Here is a 21831-nt window from a genome sequence, read left to right as displayed (position 1 = left end):
CTAAACGATTGTCGAGTCTGGCTTTGCCCCCGATTTTCTAATTATTTATTTTTTCGAATCCTTTTGTTTTCATACATCCGTGTATCGGCGACAGCAAGTAGCGAGTCTGGCTCTGACCCATCTTCAGGATAGAAAGCCACCCCCATACTGGTTTTGATTTGAAGTTTTGTCTGATCAAATTGGACTTCGCCTTCTACCATTTTGGTTAGGTTATCAAGATGGGCAATGGCGGACTCTTTCGATTCCTGGTGGATCATAATGAGACCAAATTCATCACCCCCAAGACGAGCGAAAACGTCTTGGTCTGGCACCAAATGTGACAAACGATTGGCAAAGTTGGATAAATAAAAATCCCCAGCGGCATGTCCATAAGTATCGTTCACCACTTTCAAATCATCTAAATCAAACAAGGCTATGGTCACAGTGGACTGATCGTTTTGAATACGATGTAATCCCCTTCTTAAGTAATCATAAAAAGCGGAACGGTTGTATATACCAGTGAGTGCATCATGGCTTGCTAGGTATGCCATAGAAGTAAGACTTTTTTCTCTTTCTGCCCAACGGTATGCATTGTGCAAAATGGCGGCCATCGTACCAGACAACATATTCAACACATAAGTATCGTTAGTTGAATAGGCATCTACTTCAGGACTAAGGACTTTTAATACTCCCAAGATTTCGGAATCAAAATACAAAGGAAGCACAATCATGGAACGAAGGCCAACACGACGGCAAGCTTCTCGATTTACCCTGTCATCCACTTCGGAGTCCATACAATACAATGTTTCTTTGGACTGAAGGCTAAGGCCGGAAAAACTTCCTTTTATGGGGATTCTAAGACCAATTTGTTTTTCAGCAATCCCACTGGCCGAACGGTAAACAATATCTTCCCCTTCTACGAGTTCAAATACAGCACCCTCTGAGGAAGTGATCTCTTTGGCACGAAGAGTGATGAGATCTAATAGATGCGGAACATCTGGTTTGGCAGCAGTTAATTCTGTTTGGAGTTTGAGTATTTTTTCTAATGTTGAATCGGAGGAGTTTTCCATAGATACACTTGGAAATATATTTTAAAAAACTCCTCTCTTTTGATCTAGCTTAATTTTCGAATTCCCTCTGCGATACAGTAATTTGCAATCGCAAGTAAGATATGAAAGATATCAACATTCAAAATTGATCCGGTTGATCCCTTAGTACCAATCACAAGACCTGCGACAATAAACAAAATAGATCCAATGATTCCCATCACCGCTGCATTTGATTTTCTAGGAAAACGAACTAGCGAACTGATAAGAATGATGAACATGGAAATGCCACCAACAACTGTCGGGTAGATCGGAAGTGGATAGAGATAAGTAAACGCTAAGTAGAGAACAAAAGCAAGTGCGATGAAGAGGAAAAAAGTTTTTTCCGAAAGGGATCGGAAGGTAAAGTGAAAGAAGGCCAAACCGAGGAGAGGCACACCCACGGTTCCTGACAATCCCACAAAGAAACGATAGATGGAATCGAGAGTGTTGATACCTAGGAAATGAATCGAACCAAGTCCGGCGGAAATACCAATGATACCAAGCCCATACAAAGCGGAACGAGAGGGGATAGAAGACTTTCCGACAAACCGGTAAGCCATCGCCAAAGAAACTAAAGAAAGAATTAAGTCTGAAAGGAAAGTTGAGAAAACCATGGCACGAATTAGAACTAATTTAGTACAAGATGCAAGATAAATTAAACGATCTCGAAAGAAATTCATTCATGGAACTATGACTCTTTGCGATTTTAGTACAATGTCCTGAATGATTCCGTCCAATTCCTTAGCCGATTCGATGAGGTGGTCCAAACTCTGCCGTTCTTCCGTTACAGAAAGGGTTCCCGTTTGAATTAAGTCCACGATCCCCATAATTTTTGCCAAAGGATTACGAACGATATGGGACTGGGTCCAAGCAATGGCCTTTAGCTTTTCATTTTGGGTTTGGATGGCCGTAATCTGGACAACCCGTTCGGTCACATCATGAAAGTTATCCACAATCCCGGCAATGTTTTCGTCCTCAATCAGATTGGTAATGGTAGACTCCACCCACCGCCAAGAACCATCTTGGTGTTTGATTCTAAAATTATGGCTCGGCAATGAATTCCCTTGAGGGATGGAGCGAACCTCTTCCAATCGTTTGATAATTTTGGGGACATCATCCGGGTGCAAAAAATCGAATAAATTCATATGCATGGCGTCGGCTTCCGTATAACCCAATACTTTCGTGATGGATGGAGAGACGTATTTAGCCTTCCCTTCAATGCTGAGTATCGCAATCACATCGGCCCCATTTTCAACAAGCGCACGGTAACGTTTTTCACTCGAAATGAGTTCCATTCGTTTTGCCATTATGTCTGTGATGTCTTTGGAAAAACAAGCAAGGCCTGTGATGAACCCTTCTACATTTCGAATCGGATTAAAAAATACTTCGCGATGTTCTTCTTTTTCGGTGATGGGACTGATAAATCTTTCATAAGTTTTAAACGACTCACCCGAAAGTCCCCTTTCATAATACCCCTTCCATTTTTCATAGAAGGCCTCGCCTTGGCTCATGATGAGAACCGAATCTCCTTCTTGTGCCGGGAACCCTTGCAAAAATCCCATCACATCCAAAAAGGCTTGGTTGGCCGCAATTAAATGAAAGCGAGAATCCATAGACCAAATCAAATCAGAAGTTCCATTGATCAGTGCTTCTTGGTTTCGTTTGATACGAATGAGTTTTTCTTCAGAAACGACTTTGTCTGAGATATCACGTGTGACACTGATTACGGAAATAATTTCTCCTGTTTGATTTGCGAGAGGGACCGCCGTACTTTCCATCCATCGTTCCGTTCCTTTAAAACCAATGATGCGAAACCTGGCACTCGATTGGATTCCTTGAAGAGCACTCTCATGTAGAGATTTGTAGAATTTTACATCCGCCGGATGCACTAAGTTTTCTACCTTTTGTCCCAGTGCCTCTTCTGGACAGTCAGCTTCTATCATTTGTAAACCCGCAGGATTCATCTCCACTAGGATTCCCTCGGGACTGACTACCTTCACACATTCTGGTTCTGATTGGAGGATGGAGCTCAAACGTAATTCTTGTTGTTTTAAGGATTCGTAAGCTTCTCTTTGTTCGGTGACATCTTGAAAAATTCCAATGATTTGTAAAGGTTCGTTGTTTTCATTTCGAACCACATCAGCCAGAGAATGAATGGTTTTAATTTTACCAGTGGCTGTGATGAGTCTACATTCTAAATTATAATCGATTCCCGTTTCTAGAACTTCTGTCATATGTTGAATGGCCCGTTCGCGGTCGTCTGGATGTACTGACTGAAATCCGATCTCTAGGTTGACTGGCATAGAAGATGGATCCATTTCTAAAATATGGAATACCCCTTCTGACCAATGGAGGGTTTGGTTGACGAAGTCTACCTCCCAATGTCCGAGTTTTCCCAAGGTTTCCATCTGGCGTAAGATGAGTTCGTTTTTTTTCCCCTCTCCTTTCACGGAGGAAGGAGGATCCATATTGTTTTTTTTCTTTTTCACAACAAACCACCTCCCCCTAAAATCAGGAGTATGATTCTGACCGATTGAAAAATGGGAGTCAGCCCTTTTTTTACTTCAAAATAGAAAAACTAACAGAATATAGTTGGATTGGCTTCCACCAGGGATAGGAAGGATGCCGTAGGCACCCTGGTTTGGCGATAGACAAATCAGGGGGAAGCGAACGCGGACTCCGGACTAGCCCGCCCGGGTGGCCAGAAATGCTCAGATGATTTTTTTTGAAAGCAGATCACAGTAATATCTGCTACTCATTTTGCAAATGTAGGAAATTCTTTGATTCTCATTCTTATGAAAAAAGATGAACTTCTTAATATTAAATTTTGCAAATCCAAGAATTGGATGGAGGGAAATTTTGGGATGTGGTAAAGGGAACTCATTGGGTGGCGGGTGGACTCACCCCACCCAATTCAGGGCGGGGATACATTCATCCAACTTTGTACCGCCAACCACTCCAATAAAAAAACCCCCTGACAAACACCAGAGGGTTCTTTAAAAACCTTTCGGTCTTCTTATTAGAAGATTCGAATTAGTCTTTTTTAGAAGCTGCTTCTTTGATTACGTAAGCTGCAATTTCGTTCTTTTGGATTTGAGTGGTTCCTTCGAAGATCGTGAGGATTTTTGAATCTCTCATTAACTTCTCAACAGGATACTCTTTTGTATATCCGTATCCACCAAAAATTTGAACTGCGTCAGTAGCATTCTGAACCGCAATTTCCGATGCGTATGCTTTTGCAATCGCAGAGTATTTTGGAAGGTTAGGATCATTTGCATCAGAAAGACGAGCTGCTTTGTAAGTGATCTCTCTTGCAGTTTCTACTTTGATAGACATATCAGCTAAGATGTGTTGCACTGCTTGGAAAGTTCCGATTTTAACACCGAACTGTTCTCTCTCACGTGCGTAACGAGCTGCGTGGTCAAGAGCGGCTTGTGCCACACCCACACCCATAACTGCTACGAATGGACGAGAAGCATTCAATGTTTGAAGAGCGTAAACGAAACCTAGGTTTTCTTTTCCTACGAGTGCGTCTTCACCGACTTCACAATCTTCAAAAATAACTTGGTGAGTAGAAGAAGCACGGATTCCGAGTTTGTCTTCTTTTTTACCAACAGTAAGACCTTTAGCACTACGTGGAACGTAGAAACAAGATACACCACGTGTTCCGCGGTTTTTATCAGTATAAGCAAATACAGTAAAGGCTTGTGCATCAGATGCACCAGTGATCCATTGTTTCGCACCGTTGATGATCCATTTGTCGCCTTTTTTCTCTGCGCGAGTGGTCATACCAGGAACGTCAGATCCAGCACCTGGCTCAGACAAACAAAAAGAAACTCCGAACTTTCCGTCCGCAATTTCTGGAAGCCATTTTAGCTTTTGTTCGTGAGTGGCACCTTTTAGAATTGGAAGAACTCCAAGACCAGTGTAGGCAAATCCGAGAGCGATTCCCAGGCATCCACGAGAAAGTTCTTCGATGGCTAAACACTGTTCAATCGCACCGAGTCCCCATCCACCGTATTCTTCCGGAATGACAAGACCGTTAATTCCGAGTTCCGAACGCATTTTATTGATGAGTTCTGTTGGGTGTTGGTTCTTCTCATCCCAGTGCAATGCGACTTCATGTGGGATTTCTTTTTTTACGAAGTTACGAACTAAATCTCTGATTTCAAGTTGTTGCTCTGTGAATTGGCTATACATTCCGGGATGTTCCTTCTGAGAATGGGTATTTACTACCTTTTTTCGTACGACCCTTCCTGTGCCAAGGGTTTTTCTCTCTTTACAAGAAAGCAAAAACACTGTAAAATTTTCCATTTGTATGGCTAAATCGTGTTCTTTATTCCACAACCTTAGACAGCTGTCGACTGTCTTCCTCCTCACAGTTTCCTTCGTCCTTGTTTCCTGTTCTGGACGACCGAAATACGAACCCAAAGCAAATCTAAGTTATGCGAACTTTGAAGTTTACTTCCAAGAAAAGTTAACGGAGAGTAAACGCAAAATCCACAGACCGGGTAACGAAGAACGTTATATCAGTTTTGGTAAAAAAACTCCCTTAGCTTTTTTATACATCCATGGTTATGGAGCTTCTCGTGCAGAAGGTGAAGAAGTGATGGAAAAACTTGCAAAGAAGTTTAAGGCAAATACTTATTTACTTCGTCTTCCAGGTCATGGAACCAACAAAGAAGACCAAAGAGATCAAAATTTTAACAACTACTTAGATGCATCTAGAGAAGCTTTGTATATGATGCAGTCCCAAGGAGACCGAGTGGTTGTGTTTGGAAGTTCCATGGGTGGACTCCTTGCCACTTGGCTTGCTTCGGAATATCCGGAAGAAGTGGATGGTTTGGTTTTAGCGAATCCGTTTTATGCCCCTGTGGATAGTAGTTTGAATTTATTCAACTACCCCGGTGGACTTACCTTCATCCATTTGCTAAAAGGAAAAGTGAGAGCCTCTGCACACAATAACAATCCCAAGGTGTTACCGGAAAGAAATAGTTACTGGTATCCGGAACAATATTTTGCGGCACTCGCTGGTGTGAATGATTTACGAAATTATGCAGCTGTTCCCGAAGTATTTCGAAAGGTAACTTCTCCCGCATTACTTCTGTATTATTATAAATCCGAGAAAGAACAAGACCCCACGGCCAGTGTTCCAAAAATGTTAGAAGGATATACCAACTTTGGTTTGGATAAATCACCAAATCCACTCAACCGAAAAGTGCCAGTGGAAAATGGAATGCATGTTCTGATGTCCAAGTGGGTGATCACAGACAAAGCTTTTATCGAAGCACAGACGGAAAAATGGCTGACTGAACTTTCTAAATCGAAGTAAAATCAGTCTATAGAAGATAAGGTAGAGACTCTCTATCTAAGGAGATTTGATTCCATGAAAGAATCCAAGGAACGCATTGCACTTGTCACAGGGGCCAACCGAGGGATTGGAAAACAAGTCTCCATTGATCTGGCAAAACAAGGAATCTATGTCCTCATCGGTGCGAGAAACCCCGGCGAGGCAGAGGATACTTTAGCAGCTGTAAAGGCTGTGGGTAAAGGTGAAATTCTTTCTCTGGATGTATCCAAGGAACAAAGCATTAACGAAGCTTTGGATATCATCACGGGAAGTTTTGGAAAATTAGACATTCTCGTAAACAATGCAGGAATCTTTGCCGATCCCGGTTCCTTCTTTGATACCACAAGTGAAGACCTACACCGAACCCTTCTCGTCAATCTCTATGGTCCTTTGCGATTGATTCAGACATTTTTACCCATGATGATCCAAAACAATTTTGGACGAATTGTGAATGTGAGTTCTGGGATGGGACAGTTGTCTGAAATGGGTGGCGGGTATCCCGCTTACCGCATTTCCAAAACAGCAATCAATGCACTGACCAGTCTTTCGAGTGTGGAAGCTGTTGGTAAAAATATCAAAATCAATTCGGTTTGTCCTGGTTGGGTGAAAACGGATATGGGGGGAGAGAGTGCCACAAGGCCTGTGGAAAAAGGGGCAGAAACCATTGTGTGGGCGGCAACTTTACCTGATGGCGGGCCTACAGGAAAATTCTTTCGGGATAAGAAGGAGATTGGTTGGTAGTTTCCAAGTTCAGTTTCTTTATCATTTGCCATTGATTCTACAAAACGAACACTCACCATCTAGAACTTTTTTTGGAATGAATTTTCAGCTAGCAAGAATTATGTGATATGCTGAGAAATTTCATATATTTTGAATTAGATTTATAAAATATTTAGGATGTGATTTTTGAATGATAACCAATTTTTAGATGCGTATTTTGATAGAATTGGGTATAAGGGAACAAGGATTCCTTCCCTCGATTTGCTCAACCATATCACTCTGGCACACGTGCAAAGTATACCCTTTGAGAACTTAGATATTTTGTTAGGTAAAAATATAAATATTAATTTAGATTCAATTTTTGAAAAATTAATCATTCAGCGTCGTGGAGGGTATTGTTTTGAACAAAATGGACTTCTCTTGTATATTTTAAAAAAATTAGGATTTGAAGTAGCTCCTATCAGTGCGAGAGTTCGCTTAGATAAATCTAGAGATTTCACTCCTCCTCGAACACATGTTTTTCTACGTATAGAACTTTCTGGTAATTCATGGCTAACTGATGTTGGAGTTGGAGGAGTATCATTAACATCAGCCATACAATTAATACCAAACATTGAACAAAAAACAAATCACGAAACCAGACGCATTCTTTCTGAGAATGATCGATTTTTCCATCAAGTCCTTTTCCCGAGTGGCTGGGTTGATGTCTGTGAATTTACACTGGAAGAAATGCCTGAAATTGATCGTGAACTAGCAAATTGGTTCACAAGTGCTCATCCAAAATCACATTTTAAAGATCGTTTAATCGTTGCACAAGCGGGAAAGGATGGTCAAAGACATACACTTGTAAATAGAGAATTATCAGAACGAGATAAAAATGGTGTCGCTCATAAATTAATCATTAAGTCACCGGAAGAGTTATTAGTAACTCTGAAAGAAAAATTTAATCTTTTCTTTCCAGTGGGAACTGAATTCAAAACTCCTGGTTTGCAGTGGGATCGGTAATTTTACAAAATTAGATAAATCCACTTAAGAAACTCAGGTTTGTCGTATAACAACAAATGAACATTCGCAAAATACAAAAAAACAATATTGATATCGCAGTGGTCGATACAACGGAAATCGTTTTCACCGATGGTTCCTCAGCCCTTGACTTCTTCGCAACAACGCAATACGAATCAGGAACTGAGCGCTTTGTACTAAAACAATCTCAAATCCCCGAAAGTTTCTTCGATTTAAAATCCGGTCTTGCTGGCGATGTATTACAAAAGATTGTGAATTACCGAATGAAACTGGCCATCATTGGGGATTTTTCAATTTATTCCAGCAAAAGTCTAAATGATTTTATTTATGAAATGAATTCGGGAAAGGATGTCTTTTTTCTGAATTCGGAAGAGGAAGCTATCCACCGACTAAGTAGTGTTTAGTCGGTTTACTACATCAAGGTAACGTCCATGCCCGAGCAAAATCACACAAGGCATGGATACAATCTCTAAACCATCGTTGACAATATTTTATCGAGTTCCAAGTAACATTCCGACATACCATCAACCGCACCACATTCAATCATCGTCGTACGCACTTCGGCGGAAGAAAATCTGTATACATGTGTCATGAGTGTTGTATTGCCTTCGGTTGTGAATGTACGAGATTCGATAGTGACATTCGGGTCTTCGGGAGCATTCGGATCAAAAGTCGACATATCCATCACGTAATTCTCAGTATTGGAAAATTTTTCAGGTACAACGACCTCCCGAAATGTTCCATAAACACCACCTTTGTTTCCATTTGCATCCGCATAAAGATAAAGGTATTTGCCACCAACTCTAAGATCTTGTTCGCAAGTATCTAATACCATACCTTCGGGACCAATCAGCCAGCGGCGCATCAGATCTGGTTTGGTGTGACAATCGAACACCAATTCACGTGGTGCAGCGAAGTAACGCGTAAACACAACTTCAGTTTCGCCTCGAAGTTCCATCTTTGCTTCTTTTTTTTCTGATTTCATTTTGTTTATCTCCTTTGGTTTGCATTGTTTGTAATTCTTCTAATAGTCCATCTAACGCCTGATATCGTTTCTCCCACATCTGGCGGTACTTTTCAATCCAATCGATAGCAACCTTGAGGGGTGCCGTTTCCAATCGGCGGGGTCGTTCCTGGGCCCGGATGGATGTTGAAATCAGACCGGCTTTTTCCAAAACTCTGAGATGACGCGAAATGGCAGGTTGGCTCATTCGAAAAGGTTTCGCCAATTCCATGACCGTTGACTCACCTTTCGCGAGACGCATGAGGATCTCCCTGCGAGTGGGGTCGGCGAGAGCCGAGAATGTGAAATCAAGTGATTGCATAACCATTTTGTTATATAAATATCTGGCTATATATAATACCAAAGTCAATCGTTTTTTGGGAAAAATATTTGCTAAATATGCAAAAGGTAAATCTTGGGAAAGGCGAATTACCCTAATGATGCAAGTCGCAAAAATTAGGATAATGATAGAAGTTTTGGATTGTTGATTCTTTTCTGAAAGTTCGTCCGGGAATGACTATTGCCGCAAACGAAAGCTGAGATCTAAAAACTCTGTTTTACCAGGAATTCGGTGAGTCTTTTTCCAAAAACACAATTTTAGACAACAAATCAATGTTATGTTTTTCAATTGTGTTCGCGAGTCCTATTCCCATCAGCTCAAATACCCTTTGGAATAATTCAACAGATTCAATTTCTTGGTCTTTCAATCCGTAAAATCCCAAAACTCCAATGGTTTGGTTGTGAACCTTCAGTGGAAATTCCATAAGACAAGAAACACCTAATTCCAATAAGTGGGTTCGGACTCTAGGAGATGAACTTTCTGAAATTTTGTTTATAATATTTGCTGATGGGGAAAGGCTCCTATTAGAAAACTTGGATTCTTCTTTGGAAAATCTTTGTCCTTCAAAAATTCCATGAACATTTCCTTCCACAAGACTGTATTCCCAATCATCACCAATTTTGGAAGCAATGAGTCCAAGCGGTAATCCAAAGAGTCGAGTTCCTGTTTGTAAATAATTTCGGCAAATCGTAGTTAGGTCAGATGATCGATTGGAAAGAAGACGAAACAACTCTGCGAGCGATTGTTTCACAAAGGAAGCAGTGTTCAATGTTTGTGAAATCAAATTTTCATTTTTAAATCGAATTAGTTCTTGGCTAAGTTGGTCGGCAATCACATCGATGAGTTTTAAGTTTTTGAATTTATGTTTGAACTTATCTTCAACAACCATCCCAATGACCCCGATTACAGTCCCAATATCAGAACGAATGGGATATCCCAAATACGTCGCAGAAGTTTTTTCTGGAAGGGTTTCTGTGAGAGGTTGAAAAAAGGACTCCTCACCTACGAGATTCATTTCAAAAATCATATTGGAATCCACTACATGGTGGCAAGGTACAGAATATTTGGAAACAAGATCAGGGATGTGAAATTCAGAACGGCTATGGAGTGCCAACAAACGAAAGTTTTGTGATTCTGGTAGGTATTCAAAAATCCAGGATGTAATGATTTCCGGGATTCTTGCTATGGTTTGTACAGTTTGGTTCCACACATGTTCCGAAGGCAGACCCGAACCAAAGGAATGCAAATCATCAGCAAGGTCTGCTGTTAGCGAAATTCCAGAAAAATAATGGTTGGGAGCCAATTCAGAAAGCATAACAAACCACCTCTCCCGTCCATCCCACCAGGGAGGTTAGGGGAGACCAGAAATTTAGTCTGTTATATGAGATATTAATTCAATATAACGAGCAATATCTTTACCAATTCGTGCAATCATTTATTGGGGAAATTCTATCCTTTTAGTGACTTTTTAAGGAAGCACTTAAGCCACTTCCTTTCCACGTGCCGCTTCTAAAATGGAAAACCATTCCACGCGAGTGAGAGGATAGGAAAAACATTCTGCCGCCGACTGAATTCGTTTCGGATCATTCGTTCCCAAAATGGGAACAAGTCCCGCTGGATGGTTTAAGAACCAAGAATATAGAACCTGATCCACCCCACAGCCATAAACCTTCGCAATTTCTTTTAGTTTCGAAGCCGTATTCAGTTCTCTTTCTGACTTGGGTGAGAAAATTCGTCCTCCCCCTGTGGGTGACCAAATCATAGGATGGGATTTGTGTTCTAAAGCCTGGTCAAAAGTTCCATCAAACAAAGGTTCGGTGTGGAAAGGATGAAACTCCACTTGGTTTGTGAAAAGTGGTTTCTTATAAACCGATTGCAACATTTGGAACTGGGAAGTTGTGAAATTGGAAACTCCAAAATGGGATACCTTTCCCTCGCGAGTTAGAACTTCAAAAATTTCAGCCAGCTCATAAGGATCCATCAAGGGATCAGGTCTATGGATGAGAACCACGTCCAACTTGTCGACATGGAGTTTTCGTAAAGATCGTTCTACTGAGTATCGAATGTGTTCTTTGGAAGTATTGTAATGTTTGGTGGTAAATTTGGATCCTGGGATTTGGATTCCACACTTTGTGATGATTTTGATTTTTGATTTTAACGATGGAAGTTTGGAGATGGCTTTACCAAAAAGTTCTTCATTTTCAAAACCTCCATAAATGTCTGCATGATCAAAGGTATCGATTCCTAAACTAAGACAGACTTCTATTTTTTCTAGGATTCGCTCTGGAGAACTACCTGCCCCATCTTCATGCATCCTCCAAATTCCATACACCAATCGAGAGATAGAAAATTCATTCTTTGTAAATTCAATTTGTGGAACTTTCATTTTCTCTCTCCTGTAGTCAGAGGAGTCACAGGAATCCCTTTTGGTTTTCGACCTTGTGCTTCTGCAAAGTTGATGGTTCGTAACTTAGGAAGAACTGTTTTTGCAAAAAATTTGGATTCTTCCATGAGTGGATAACCAGAAAAGATAAAAGCACGAATTCCCATTTGGATGTATCTTTGGATTTTTTCATACACCTGTTCCGGAGTTCCGACAATGGCCGAACCACATCCTGAACGAGCAAGGCCGATCCCCGACCATACCATAGGTTCGATAAATAAATCGGCATCGGCAGACTTACGAAGTTCATCTTGGCGTAACACCCCGGCAGAATTAGAATCTAGGGCTCGATGTTTGATATCATTGGCTTTCTCGATGTTTACCTTAGATAACAAACGTTTCGCGGCATCCCGGGCTTCTTCTTCTGTATCTCGGACGATTAAGTGGATACGAAGTCCAAAATCAATTGTCCTTCCAAAACTTGCCGCACGAAGGCTTAAGTCCAACATTGTATCCGCAAGTCTCTCTTCGGTTTCTGGCCACATCAAAAATACATCACAAAACTCAGCACAAAGAGCTCTGGCATCAGGAGAAATCCCACCAAAGTATAGTAAGGGGCCACCATTTTGTTGGTAGGACTTCACAGGATCTGATGGTAAATCGAACTGATAGTGTTTTCCTTGAAACTTGATTTGGTCCTGTGTCCAAGCTTGTTGCAAAATTTGAATCACTTCTTTGGAGATCTCATACCTTGTTTTAGAATCTTTTTGGGTTCCCGGAAGGTCAGAGGAGATGATATTGATATTAAGTCTTCCCTTCAACATATGATCCAAAGTGGAAAGAGTGCGGGCAAGCATAGGAGGATGGATTTCTCCGCACCGAATGGCCGTTAGGAGAGAAATCTGTTTTGTTAATTGGGAAGCCGCTGCCGCAAAAGTTAACGTATCCTGTCCTGTTTGATAAGATGAGGGAAGGAGAATGTTTTGGTATCCTAATTCGTCCGCCAAACGGATGATATCCGAACAATGTTCGAAACTGGATCGTAAGGAGCCATCAGGCACTCCTAAGTATTCATAGTCTCCATTGCAAAGGTCGCAAAACCAGGCAACTTCCACAGCGGGGTCAACAGAACGGATGATGGGTGCTTTGGGGATCGGATTCATTCTTAACTACTGGAAGATAGGTATCGACCGGCGACAAGAGAGAATTCCCGGAAATCTATCGCTTGCCATATTTTTAGAAAATATCTAATATGGCGAATCAATTCTCTGTTATGATAGCAACAATCGACATCTTATTTTTTACAGCTACCTTTCTTCTTGTCCTCGGCGTGGGGATGTATGCCGGCCGAAAGGAATCCTCTTCTTCCGATTACTTTCTGGGTGGACGTAGCCTTCCTTGGTGGGGGATTGCTGGATCTTTATTTGGAACTAATATTTCGGCAAATCATTTGGTGGGAATGCTCGGGATTGGTTTCTCTGTTGGATTTGCCCAAAGCCACTATGAATTTGGTTCCATTCCCGCCATTGTTCTTTTGGCCTTTGTTTTCCTTCCCCTATTCCGTCGCAAAAAATTCTATACTCTCTCCCAATTTTTACAAGGGAAGTTCGGACCGACTGCCGGAAGGATTTATTCTGGAATCTCACTTATTTTAATTACCATCCAACTGACTGGTGCCTTGTACATTGGCACTCGAAGTTTTTTACCCTTTCTAAAGGATGCGGGTATTGAAATTACTTATACCGAACTTGTCCTTTGGATTGCTTTTACCTCTACCATCTACACTTGGTTTGGCGGTTTAAAGTCAGTGGTGTACACCGATGTCATCCAAACCGTTCTGATTCTAGCTTCTGGAATCCTCTTGGCCTATCTCTCCATCACAAGACCAGAAGTGGGAGGAATTTTTGAACTCCTTGCCAAAGAAGAAAGTCGTGCTGATGGACTCAGTAAAATGAATTTATACTTACCACCGAACCACCCAACCCTTCCCTGGACTGGGGCCCTCAGTGGACTTTTTTTATTACATATATTTTACTGGAACACCAACCAGTATGTCGTGCAGCGCACGCTAGGTGGTAAGTCTTTAAGAGAAGCCAGACTCGGAATTTTAATTGGTGGCCTACTCAAACTCACAGTTCCGTTTTTTTCTATCCTTACCGGTGTAGCAGCTTACCAAATTTGGACTGCCCTCGGTGCTGCCACAGACATTGCCCCAGACGAAGCATTTTCAAAATTAGTGGTGCTCGTAGTTCCTTTGGGATATGGACTGATTGGAGTGATTCTTGCCGGACTCCTCGGAGCTATTTTTTCCAGCATTGACTCCATGTTACATTCTGCAGCCACTCTCTTCACCATTGATTTTTATAAACCACTTATGGAAAGATCGAATCGAAAACTATCCGATGTAGAAGAAATGAATTCCGGCAGGATCTTTCTTTTGATTTTTTCTGCTTTGGTCACTGTCCTTGCCATTCTCTTTGTAGATCCTAATTCTAAGAAAAATTTCTTTATCGAACTTTCCAACCAAAGTTCTCATTTCACTCCGGCCCTCCTTGTGGTATTTTTATTTGGAATTTTAAATATAAAAATCAGCAGCCGAATGATTTGCATTACCATACTTTTGACTCCTGCATTTTCTTTTCTATTGCCCTCTCTCTATTCTTACGCAGCTCCTATTTCCATAAAACAAACATTTGGTGAAGAACTTAACTTTTTACACCGTGTTTTCTTTAGTTTTCTTTTTGCCATTGTAATTCTATCTTTGGCAGCCTACTTCCAGAACCGAAAACAGAAAGGCAGTAAGGATCGAGAAACAGAACCATTAAAATCATTAGAAAAAAATGGTGAACCGTTTTCTCTGCAAATCTTTTTAAAACCAAATACAAAGTATTGGGTTTTATTTCTCTTTTTGTTTTTTGGTTTGATTGTCACAAGAATCCAAATTCCAGAAATTAAGATTTTTATATCGGTTGCCGGTTTTCTACTCTTTTGGATTTTTTCGATCTTCATTACCATTCAAAAAAAATCGCCAAACCAAAGCTTCACGACACTAATTCGAAAACGAGACGAGTGGTTGTATGGAATCCTTCTGGGATTAACATTTTTGTTTTACCTTTGGTTTTAAATTCGCTTTGAAAGAAAGTTTACCGTGATACAATGGAAACATGGCTCGAAAGTCCAAGTTTAGCATTGCTACCAAAGAAAATCGAATCATGGATTTACTCTCAGAAACCAATCACAAAACATCGGCTCGGTGGGCCGTAGATTGTGTGGAGCGAGTATTTTTCTATTATGAAAATTCCGATTTTCATGACAATCACCCCAAACAAGCCTTGGATGTATTAAAAGAATGGATCCAAACGGGAAAGTTCAGTATGGCTGTAGTGCGAAAGGCCGCTTTAGATTCCCATGCTACGGCAAGAAAGATTGAGATGGATAACCCGGCAAAATCTGTGGCTCGTGCGGCAGGACAAGCTGTCGCCACTGCCCATGTCAAAACCCATGCCATCGGAGCTGCTAATTATTCCTTACAAGCCATCCATAGAGCCAATGAAAATGCGGATCCCGATCTTTCTGTCCAAAAAGAACGGGATTGGCAATATAATCATCTATTACAACTATTGGCAGACTCAAAGGCCAACTAACAATGTTTGTATTCGAAAAAGCAAATCATAACTACAGAAAACCAATCCTAACCCTTGGGTTTATTTTTTTAACGATGTTGACATTGTTCTTCGATCATCCCGAGTCTTATGCATTCACACCAAAAAAGGAGTTTGGTCTCAGTATTGTTTTTTCTATTTTCTTTAATTCTTCTTTTAGTGAATGGTTTACGAATGCAGTTTATTTATATATGTTCGCGGACAATATAGAAGATGTAGTGGGGCATTTTTATTTTTTCATTTTATTTCTCTTCTTTGGGATTGTAGCCAACCTAACCTATTTTTTATTTCATATAAATTCCATTGTTCCCGTCATCGGAACTTCTGGTGTCATCTCCGGAATCCTTGGTATGTATTTTGTATTTTTTCCCAATGTAAAAAGTACGATGGTATTCGAAAAGGGAACTTTCCGTGATGTACCAATCTTTATCAGCCTCAGTGTTTGGATTCTCATCCAATCTTATTTCTATGTTGTTGAATTAGACAAACAAGTGCGAAGTGTTTATGGTGGGCAAGTCATTGCTTTTTTAACCGGTCTCACTCTCGCTCATATCTTTATCCGATTCCAATTTCTAGATCGGCTGGAACATAATTTACGTCTATCTACTTTCATCAACAAAACTGTCCTTTGTCCTTCTTGTAACAAACCCATCCCTACCAAAAAATATGGACGGCTTCATTGTTCTGCCTGTAATACAAATTTCTTTTTCGATCGTCATGGAAAGAAATTTCTTTAACACAAATCCAGTGATGGATTCTTGATTCTAACCCTTTCCAAAAATACTGTCGTAAATTAATTTCTCATCGACAATTTATTTCCTCCATTTAGAATCCTCCGTTACCTCGATATTGGAGAATTCTCGATGCAAAGAATCTTGTTCCTTATTATAACAATGACCCTCCTCCTCTCCCCAATCCAAGCGGAAGAAAAACCCAGTGCTCCGACTCCTCCTAAAGAAGGATACTATATCATCACCTATAAAAACTATTCGGTCAATTTAGAGATTGATGCCAACGGCTATGAAGTTCGCAGTGCAAACTCCAATGATGATTCTTCAGGACAAGCAGACATCAACTACTGGATTTTGCCTGGTAAAAACAAAATCAAAATTAGGCTCACGGAAAGAAAGGGAAAACAAAAAGAAACGGAAGGTTTATCCAAAGAAGCAGAAGTAAAACTATTAATAGGCCAAAAAGGACAATTCCCTGATGAGGGACTTCTTTTGCATCACTTCCAGTGGCCATCTCTCACAAAAGCAAAATTAGGTGAATGGTTCGAGATAGAATTCAATCCACCCTTTGACCCACCAAGCCAATTGTGGAAACAAGCAGAAAGTATCACGATTACAAAGGAAAAAGAAACTTCTATCCTTGAATTTGCAAAAGAATTCACTAAAATCCTCAACACAAAAGATTCCAAGAAAATCCTTTCTTGGATCGAATTTCGCGCAAAGGACACATCCGAAGTTCGTTACTATCCTTATGTAGAAGCTGAGGAACTCAAATCCATAGCAGGTATGACAAAAGCCATCGGTTCCAGTTGGAAACTAGATACAAAGAATCCTAAGTTTACCTTACTTTGTAATAACCAAATCGTAAGTGTGACAAATCAGAAAGGAGACTCTATCCTCACATCTAAAAAAGGAGCAGCCATTCCGCTGTATTTAAGCCTAATCAATGGTAAATGGGTGATTGTTAGATAATCTATATAGAAATTTCGGATTTAAGGATGGCCATTGGTATCGTTGACCAATAACTATCCTTAAATTTTGTATTTTCCTTGAAGAGGCCTTCGGCCTTAAAACCCGCTTTCTCATAACATTGGATAGCCGAATGATTAAAATCATAAACATTCAAAGTGACACGGTGTAACTGAAGTTTATGAAAAATAATCTCCAATAGATTCTTTATAATTTGAAGTCCAATTCCTTGACCTCGGATTGTTTCGTTTCCAATAAGAATTCTAGAAATATGAGCGGAATCGTTTTTAGAATCTATGGTGATTTGAGCATGGCCAATCAGTTTTGAATTTTCAGAATCAATCACAGAATACATTTGGAACTGATTCGGATTTTTTTCTGCAAAGTCTAAGTCCCTTATCAATTGTTCTCTTAAAGAATTCAATTGGTATACAGGGCCCGACCAAACCAACAAAAACTCCTCAGTTTTTGTCCAAGAAATAATACTTTCAATTTCTTCTTTCGTAAATGGAGTGAGTTTAATTTTCATCTTTTTATGATGGAAGTAAATTTATTTATATATTTCATATTTTCTGAAATTTTATTTTTCAAAAACAAACTAACCGATATTATCTTAATACTTCTTCTTAGTTCTTTCCGAAATGGCAAAGATTTTCTGAGGAGAACCAATACCTTTGAGTTTGTGTTCCCCGAGTTCTTCCCAACGAACGGGGATTTGGTTCGCTAAATTTGCAGAAGCCAACACTGCTTTCCCCAATTCCCCACACATCCCAGCAATCCGACTAGTTAAGTTGACCGCTTCTCCGATCACTGTAAAATCCAATCTCTCCGTAGAACCAATATTCCCATAAAGGATTTCTCCGGAATGTAAACCGACCCCATGATGGATCGGAAGTTTTGCTTCTTTTTCTCTCGATTGGTTGTGAAGAAATAAATCTTCACCTAACTTTCTTACAGCGAGAAGAACCTTTTTTCCAACAAAGGTTTTATTGGATTCTGAATAAGGGAATACAGCCAATATCCCATCTCCCAGAAGTTTTAAAACTTCACCTCCATGGGCTTCAATGAGTGGGATGGCTAAACCAAAATAATCATTTAATAATTGTATAATTTCTGGAGGAGATAACTTCTCACTCATTCCCGAATAATTGCGAATATCAGAAAACCAAATCACCGATTGGATTTTATCCAGTTCCCCCAAAAAAACCTTCCCTGAATATACTGTAGATCCAGTTCTTTTTCCTAAGTAAACACTCAGCAGAGATTCTGTTAATTCATTTTGAATGAAGTTGATCCACTGCAGAGAAATCATTTTTAGAACTTGGTTTAAAAAAATAAGTTCGTCCTTCGACCAACCACTTGGTTTGTCTGTAACCAAACTGAGGAAAGCAAAACCTGCCCCTTTTTGGAAGATTGGTACTGCAAAATAACCGGTGGCCCCTAGCGGACCTAAGTCATCCAGAATGGGATAAGGATATGTTTCTCCTTTATGATCCACAAAACTAAAGTAATACGGCATTTTGGTAGACATTACATGTTGGACAGGACTTGCCACAAACTGAGAAGTTTGCAACGATCCCAATCGAAAACGAACCTCTCTAAGGAATCCATTTTCAGATTCTATAATTGATTTTGAATGTTGCAGTTGATTGGTAGTTTCGTCAAAATATTCTAATTTTCCTTTGGGAACCCAAGTATAAGATAAAGATTCTACCTGTGGGTGGAGAGTGCGAGTCCCCATACTCACCCGAACAATCTGAAAGTTCAGTTTTTGTAAATAACCAATACATTTATCAAATAGTTCGGCCGAAGTCTTTACTTCTGAGATTTCATTCGCATACCAATCTATAAATTCAGCGATCATTATCCTATTTGACTTCCACGATAAGCTCAAAGTCACCTTCGGTTATATTTTTTGCTCCACTCACTCCAATAAAGACTCGGTAAGGATTACCAACGGCACGAAGTTCTACGCTTTGCGGTTCTGCAGGTTTTGAAAAATCAGGAGTTCCAATCCAAGTGGGATGCGAGGCTTCACAACTGACGGCTCCAAATACTTTTGGTGGAATGTATTTGGGATCAAAACCGCTAAAGGCATACAAATTAACACGCGTTTCACTATCTTTCGGTTTCACTGTAATGATCAGTGTTGATTTTTTGGGAAGGTCCGTCCAATAGTGAATTTGGTTTCCTTCAAATTCCACATTGCGAATCCCAGGCCAACACGCCATAGAACTGGACTCGGCCCATTCTAAATCATCCATAATAGAACCTATTTTTAGATTTCCGATTACGGTGACAGACTTACCCTTCTCTGATCTAATAAAGGAAACACCAGGAATTTCCGACATGGGTTTCATCCGATCCAAAGTGACAACTTCATCATAACTATCTGCATAACCATCGTAATGGATCAAAAATCCATCCTTCTCTACTTTGATCACCATACCTGAAAACGACTTACCTTGTTTCGCATCGTAAACTTCCACTCGGTCCCCTTTTTTGGGAGAGATTGGATCGGCGGAAATCGATGCAAATACCAGAAATAGGCAACAAAAAACGTATCTATATAATTTCATAACAATCCCCTGTATTACGGAAATTGAATGTATGGTATCCAATGGCAATTGCAAGGAAATATTTTATGAATCAAAAAGGAGGTGGGAAAGTAAGGATATTAGAAAAGAAAGATCACACCCTGCCAAATGACAGGGTGACGGAAACAAACTTATTTAAGTTTGGAGTCCAAACGTTTTTGTACAGCTTCCATAAATTGGAAAGTATCCAATTCTGTTTTTTTCGCAGCTGTAGAAAGAGAAAGTAAGTCTTTTGTCATTTCACCACCTTCGATGGTTTCAATGATTGCTTCTTCCAATTTCAAAGCAAAGTTCACTACATCTGGAGTTCCATCAAGTTCCCCACGTTTCGCAAGTGCTCCCGTCCAAGCAAAGATAGACGCTACAGAGTTTGTCGAAGTGGTTTCTCCTTTTTGGTATTTACGATAGTGGCGAGTCACAGTTCCGTGTGCTGCTTCATACTCGTATTTTCCATCGGGAGATACAAGAACGGAAGTCATAAGACCAAGGGAACCAAAACCAGAAGCCACCATATCACTCATAACGTCTCCGTCATAGTTCATCAGGGCCCAAAGTTGTCCGCCTTCGTTTTTCATGATTTGCGCAACTGCATCATCAATGAGGTAGTAACTATAAGTAATACCAGCAGCTTTCATAGCAGCTTCTTGTTCTTTTGCCATGTTATCAAAGATATCACGGAAACGAGCATGGTATTTTTTAGAGATTGTATCTTTCGTTGCAAACCAGATGCTGATTTTTTCAGACAAAGCATAAGTGAAACATGCTTTCGCAAAAGATTTGATGGATTCATCTAAGTTGTGCATTGCAAGCGCAACACCAGCACCTTTGAATTCATTCACAAGCAATCTTTGTTTTTCAGTACCAGAAGCATCTGTATAAACGAGTTCTACTTTACCTGGACCATCAACTAAGATTTCCACGTCACGGTAAATATCACCGTAAGCATGTCGTCCAATCGCAATTGGTTTTTTCCAAGAGTTTACGGCTGCTGGAATATTTTTGATGATGATAGGTTTACGGAAAACAGTTCCATCAAGGATGGCACGGATCGTTCCGTTAGGTGATTTCCATTCTTGTTTTAAGTTATATTCTTTTACACGGTCTGCGTTAGGAGTGATGGTTGCACATTTAACACCTACGCCATGTTTTTTGATCGCGTTAGCAGAATCTACAGTGACTTGGTCATCCGTTTTATCACGGTATTCAACACCTAAGTCGTAATATTCCAAAGTGATGTCTAAATAAGGGTGGATGAAACGATCTTTAATTTCTTTCCAGATAATTCTTGTCATTTCATCGCCGTCTAACTCAACAAGCGGTGTTTTTACTTTAATTTTTCCCATTGATTTCTCCTAAACTCATTCAATTTTTGATTTGCATAAATACGTTTATGTTGGATTTACCATATGTAAATTCCAGAGGTAGTGACAAAATTCCGTAGAATTATTGATCGCTCCTGAAATGGTATGAATTCCCGTAAGGGATGTATATCTTTTTCTATAGGCATCACGTTCGGAAATCCCAGAAAGTTTTGATTCCAATCGGACAAGAACCTCTTTCCAAGATTCACATTGTTCTTTGACCAAAGGATCTGTTGCTTTAATTTGAAGGTCTTCGGCTTTCGCAATTTGAATCTCCCAAAAATGGGTTGGGAAAGCTGGCGGTGTGTACCGATCCCGAATGGCTTCCAGGTCTTTTTCTATGTCTTGGTCTTTGAATGTGGTAAAAAAGAAAAATCCGCTGATGCGAAGGGAGAGGGGAAGGTAAAAACTAAAAGTGCGATCATAAGAGATCATCTGCTGGAGGGTCCAAACCGGAGTCTTTCCATTGGTTTTTTTTTCAGAAAAGGCCTTTGCATCCAAAAGAGCCAATTCATCAAAACAGTATTGGGCGAACCGGAGTTTCTCTTTCCAGAATATTTCTAATATCTCCGTTACCATGCCCGTTTCGTTCATCTTGGATAGGGGAAAGTATTTTTCAAGTGAG

At 40.2% G+C, this 21831-nt stretch carries 23 protein-coding genes; 9 read left to right on the top strand and 14 right to left on the bottom strand.

All coding sequences use genetic code 11. The features are described from left to right. Positions 1-41: 41 nt before the first annotated feature. Genes JWG41_RS04880 through JWG41_RS04870 form a run of 3 tightly spaced genes read right to left on the bottom strand, consistent with a single transcriptional unit; the run spans position 42 to position 3535 of the window. A complete protein-coding gene (locus tag JWG41_RS04880; RefSeq protein ID WP_205268822.1) occupies positions 42-1049 on the bottom strand; it encodes a sensor domain-containing diguanylate cyclase in 1008 nt (335 codons plus the stop codon). Between the two features lie 44 nt (positions 1050-1093). Beyond that, positions 1094-1747 carry a DUF6962 family protein gene (locus JWG41_RS04875; RefSeq protein ID WP_232373698.1) on the bottom strand — a complete coding sequence of 218 codons (654 nt, stop codon included), beginning with the start codon at positions 1745-1747 and terminating at the stop codon, positions 1094-1096. Continuing rightward, on the bottom strand, positions 1748-3535 hold the full coding sequence (locus tag JWG41_RS04870) for a PAS domain S-box protein (RefSeq protein ID WP_205268854.1): 1788 nt from the start codon (positions 3533-3535) through the stop codon (positions 1748-1750). A gap of 359 nt (positions 3536-3894) precedes the next feature. On the opposite strand from JWG41_RS04870, the gene JWG41_RS04865 reads away from it, so the two are divergent. Then, positions 3895-4032, top strand: coding sequence for a hypothetical protein (locus tag JWG41_RS04865; RefSeq protein ID WP_205268821.1), 138 nt, complete (start codon positions 3895-3897; stop codon positions 4030-4032). A gap of 68 nt (positions 4033-4100) precedes the next feature. Here JWG41_RS04865 and JWG41_RS04860 read toward each other — a convergent pair whose 3' ends face one another. Next, positions 4101-5267: an acyl-CoA dehydrogenase family protein gene (locus tag JWG41_RS04860; protein ID WP_205268820.1), complete on the bottom strand. Its 1167-nt coding sequence runs from the start codon at positions 5265-5267 to the stop codon at positions 4101-4103. Positions 5268-5325: 58 nt separating this feature from the next. Here JWG41_RS04860 and JWG41_RS04855 point away from each other — a divergent pair, with 58 nt between their 5' ends. The 4 genes from JWG41_RS04855 (at position 5326) to JWG41_RS04840 (ending at position 8564) form a co-directional block, all read left to right on the top strand. Beyond that, complete coding sequence (locus JWG41_RS04855; RefSeq protein ID WP_205268819.1) at positions 5326-6399, top strand: alpha/beta hydrolase; 1074 nt, start codon at positions 5326-5328, stop codon at positions 6397-6399. 54 nt (positions 6400-6453) lie between these two features. Then, complete coding sequence (locus JWG41_RS04850; RefSeq protein ID WP_205268818.1) at positions 6454-7158, top strand: SDR family NAD(P)-dependent oxidoreductase; 705 nt, start codon at positions 6454-6456, stop codon at positions 7156-7158. Positions 7159-7323: 165 nt separating this feature from the next. Then, a complete protein-coding gene (locus JWG41_RS04845; RefSeq protein ID WP_205268817.1) occupies positions 7324-8142 on the top strand; it encodes an arylamine N-acetyltransferase family protein in 819 nt (272 codons plus the stop codon). 56 nt (positions 8143-8198) lie between these two features. Next, positions 8199-8564, top strand: coding sequence for a DUF4180 domain-containing protein (locus tag JWG41_RS04840; RefSeq protein ID WP_205268816.1), 366 nt, complete (start codon positions 8199-8201; stop codon positions 8562-8564). A 65-nt stretch (positions 8565-8629) separates the two neighbouring features. Here the strand turns inward: JWG41_RS04840 and JWG41_RS04835 are convergent, their stop codons facing one another. The 5 genes from JWG41_RS04835 to JWG41_RS04815 all read right to left on the bottom strand — a co-directional run bounded on the left by JWG41_RS04835 (position 8630) and on the right by JWG41_RS04815 (position 13049). Then, a complete protein-coding gene (locus tag JWG41_RS04835; RefSeq protein WP_205268815.1) occupies positions 8630-9145 on the bottom strand; it encodes an SRPBCC domain-containing protein in 516 nt (171 codons plus the stop codon). Beyond that, positions 9096-9485, bottom strand: coding sequence for an ArsR/SmtB family transcription factor (locus JWG41_RS04830; RefSeq protein ID WP_205268814.1), 390 nt, complete (start codon positions 9483-9485; stop codon positions 9096-9098). Before JWG41_RS04830 ends, JWG41_RS04835 begins: the two co-directional genes overlap by 50 nt. 235 nt (positions 9486-9720) lie before the next feature. Next, positions 9721-10818 carry a GAF domain-containing protein gene (locus JWG41_RS04825; RefSeq protein ID WP_205268813.1) on the bottom strand — a complete coding sequence of 366 codons (1098 nt, stop codon included), beginning with the start codon at positions 10816-10818 and terminating at the stop codon, positions 9721-9723. Positions 10819-10983: 165 nt separating this feature from the next. Further along, on the bottom strand, positions 10984-11889 hold the full coding sequence (locus JWG41_RS04820) for an aldo/keto reductase (RefSeq protein WP_205268812.1): 906 nt from the start codon (positions 11887-11889) through the stop codon (positions 10984-10986). Then, entirely contained in the window at positions 11886-13049 is a 1164-nt protein-coding gene (locus JWG41_RS04815) for an LLM class flavin-dependent oxidoreductase (protein ID WP_205268811.1), read from the bottom strand. The genes JWG41_RS04820 and JWG41_RS04815 overlap by 4 nt, the downstream gene beginning before the upstream one ends. A 110-nt stretch (positions 13050-13159) precedes the next feature. Here JWG41_RS04815 and JWG41_RS04810 point away from each other — a divergent pair, with 110 nt between their 5' ends. From JWG41_RS04810 to JWG41_RS04795, 4 genes are all read left to right on the top strand, one after another. Continuing rightward, positions 13160-15010 carry an SLC5 family protein gene (locus JWG41_RS04810; RefSeq protein ID WP_232373695.1) on the top strand — a complete coding sequence of 617 codons (1851 nt, stop codon included), beginning with the start codon at positions 13160-13162 and terminating at the stop codon, positions 15008-15010. 40 nt (positions 15011-15050) lie between these two features. Next, a complete protein-coding gene (locus JWG41_RS04805; protein ID WP_205268809.1) occupies positions 15051-15530 on the top strand; it encodes a putative immunity protein in 480 nt (159 codons plus the stop codon). A 2-nt stretch (positions 15531-15532) separates the two neighbouring features. Continuing rightward, positions 15533-16285: a rhomboid family intramembrane serine protease gene (locus JWG41_RS04800; protein ID WP_205268808.1), complete on the top strand. Its 753-nt coding sequence runs from the start codon at positions 15533-15535 to the stop codon at positions 16283-16285. 126 nt (positions 16286-16411) lie between these two features. Continuing rightward, positions 16412-17251: a hypothetical protein gene (locus JWG41_RS04795; protein WP_205268807.1), complete on the top strand. Its 840-nt coding sequence runs from the start codon at positions 16412-16414 to the stop codon at positions 17249-17251. Position 17252: 1 nt separating this feature from the next. Here the strand turns inward: JWG41_RS04795 and JWG41_RS04790 are convergent, their stop codons facing one another. From JWG41_RS04790 to JWG41_RS04770, 5 genes are all read right to left on the bottom strand, one after another. Further along, positions 17253-17777 (bottom strand): GNAT family N-acetyltransferase, encoded by a 525-nt coding sequence (locus tag JWG41_RS04790; RefSeq protein ID WP_205268806.1) that lies wholly within the window; start codon positions 17775-17777, stop codon positions 17253-17255. An 84-nt stretch (positions 17778-17861) separates the two neighbouring features. Then, positions 17862-19112: an adenylate/guanylate cyclase domain-containing protein gene (locus JWG41_RS04785; RefSeq protein ID WP_205268805.1), complete on the bottom strand. Its 1251-nt coding sequence runs from the start codon at positions 19110-19112 to the stop codon at positions 17862-17864. 4 nt (positions 19113-19116) lie between these two features. Beyond that, complete coding sequence (locus tag JWG41_RS04780) at positions 19117-19827, bottom strand: MBT domain-containing protein (protein ID WP_205268804.1); 711 nt, start codon at positions 19825-19827, stop codon at positions 19117-19119. A 149-nt stretch (positions 19828-19976) separates the two neighbouring features. Further along, on the bottom strand, positions 19977-21188 hold the full coding sequence (locus JWG41_RS04775; RefSeq protein WP_205268803.1) for an NADP-dependent isocitrate dehydrogenase: 1212 nt from the start codon (positions 21186-21188) through the stop codon (positions 19977-19979). A 45-nt stretch (positions 21189-21233) separates the two neighbouring features. Beyond that, the gene (locus tag JWG41_RS04770) at positions 21234-21800 is read right to left on the bottom strand and encodes a hypothetical protein (protein WP_205268853.1); all 567 of its coding nucleotides are present in this window, start codon (positions 21798-21800) and stop codon (positions 21234-21236) included. Positions 21801-21831: the final 31 nt, after the last annotated feature.

Origin of the sequence: Leptospira chreensis (assembly GCF_016919165.1) — a bacterium.
Taxonomy (GTDB): domain Bacteria; phylum Spirochaetota; class Leptospiria; order Leptospirales; family Leptospiraceae; genus Leptospira_A; species Leptospira_A chreensis.
This window is presented reverse-complemented; position numbering and strand designations above follow the sequence as displayed.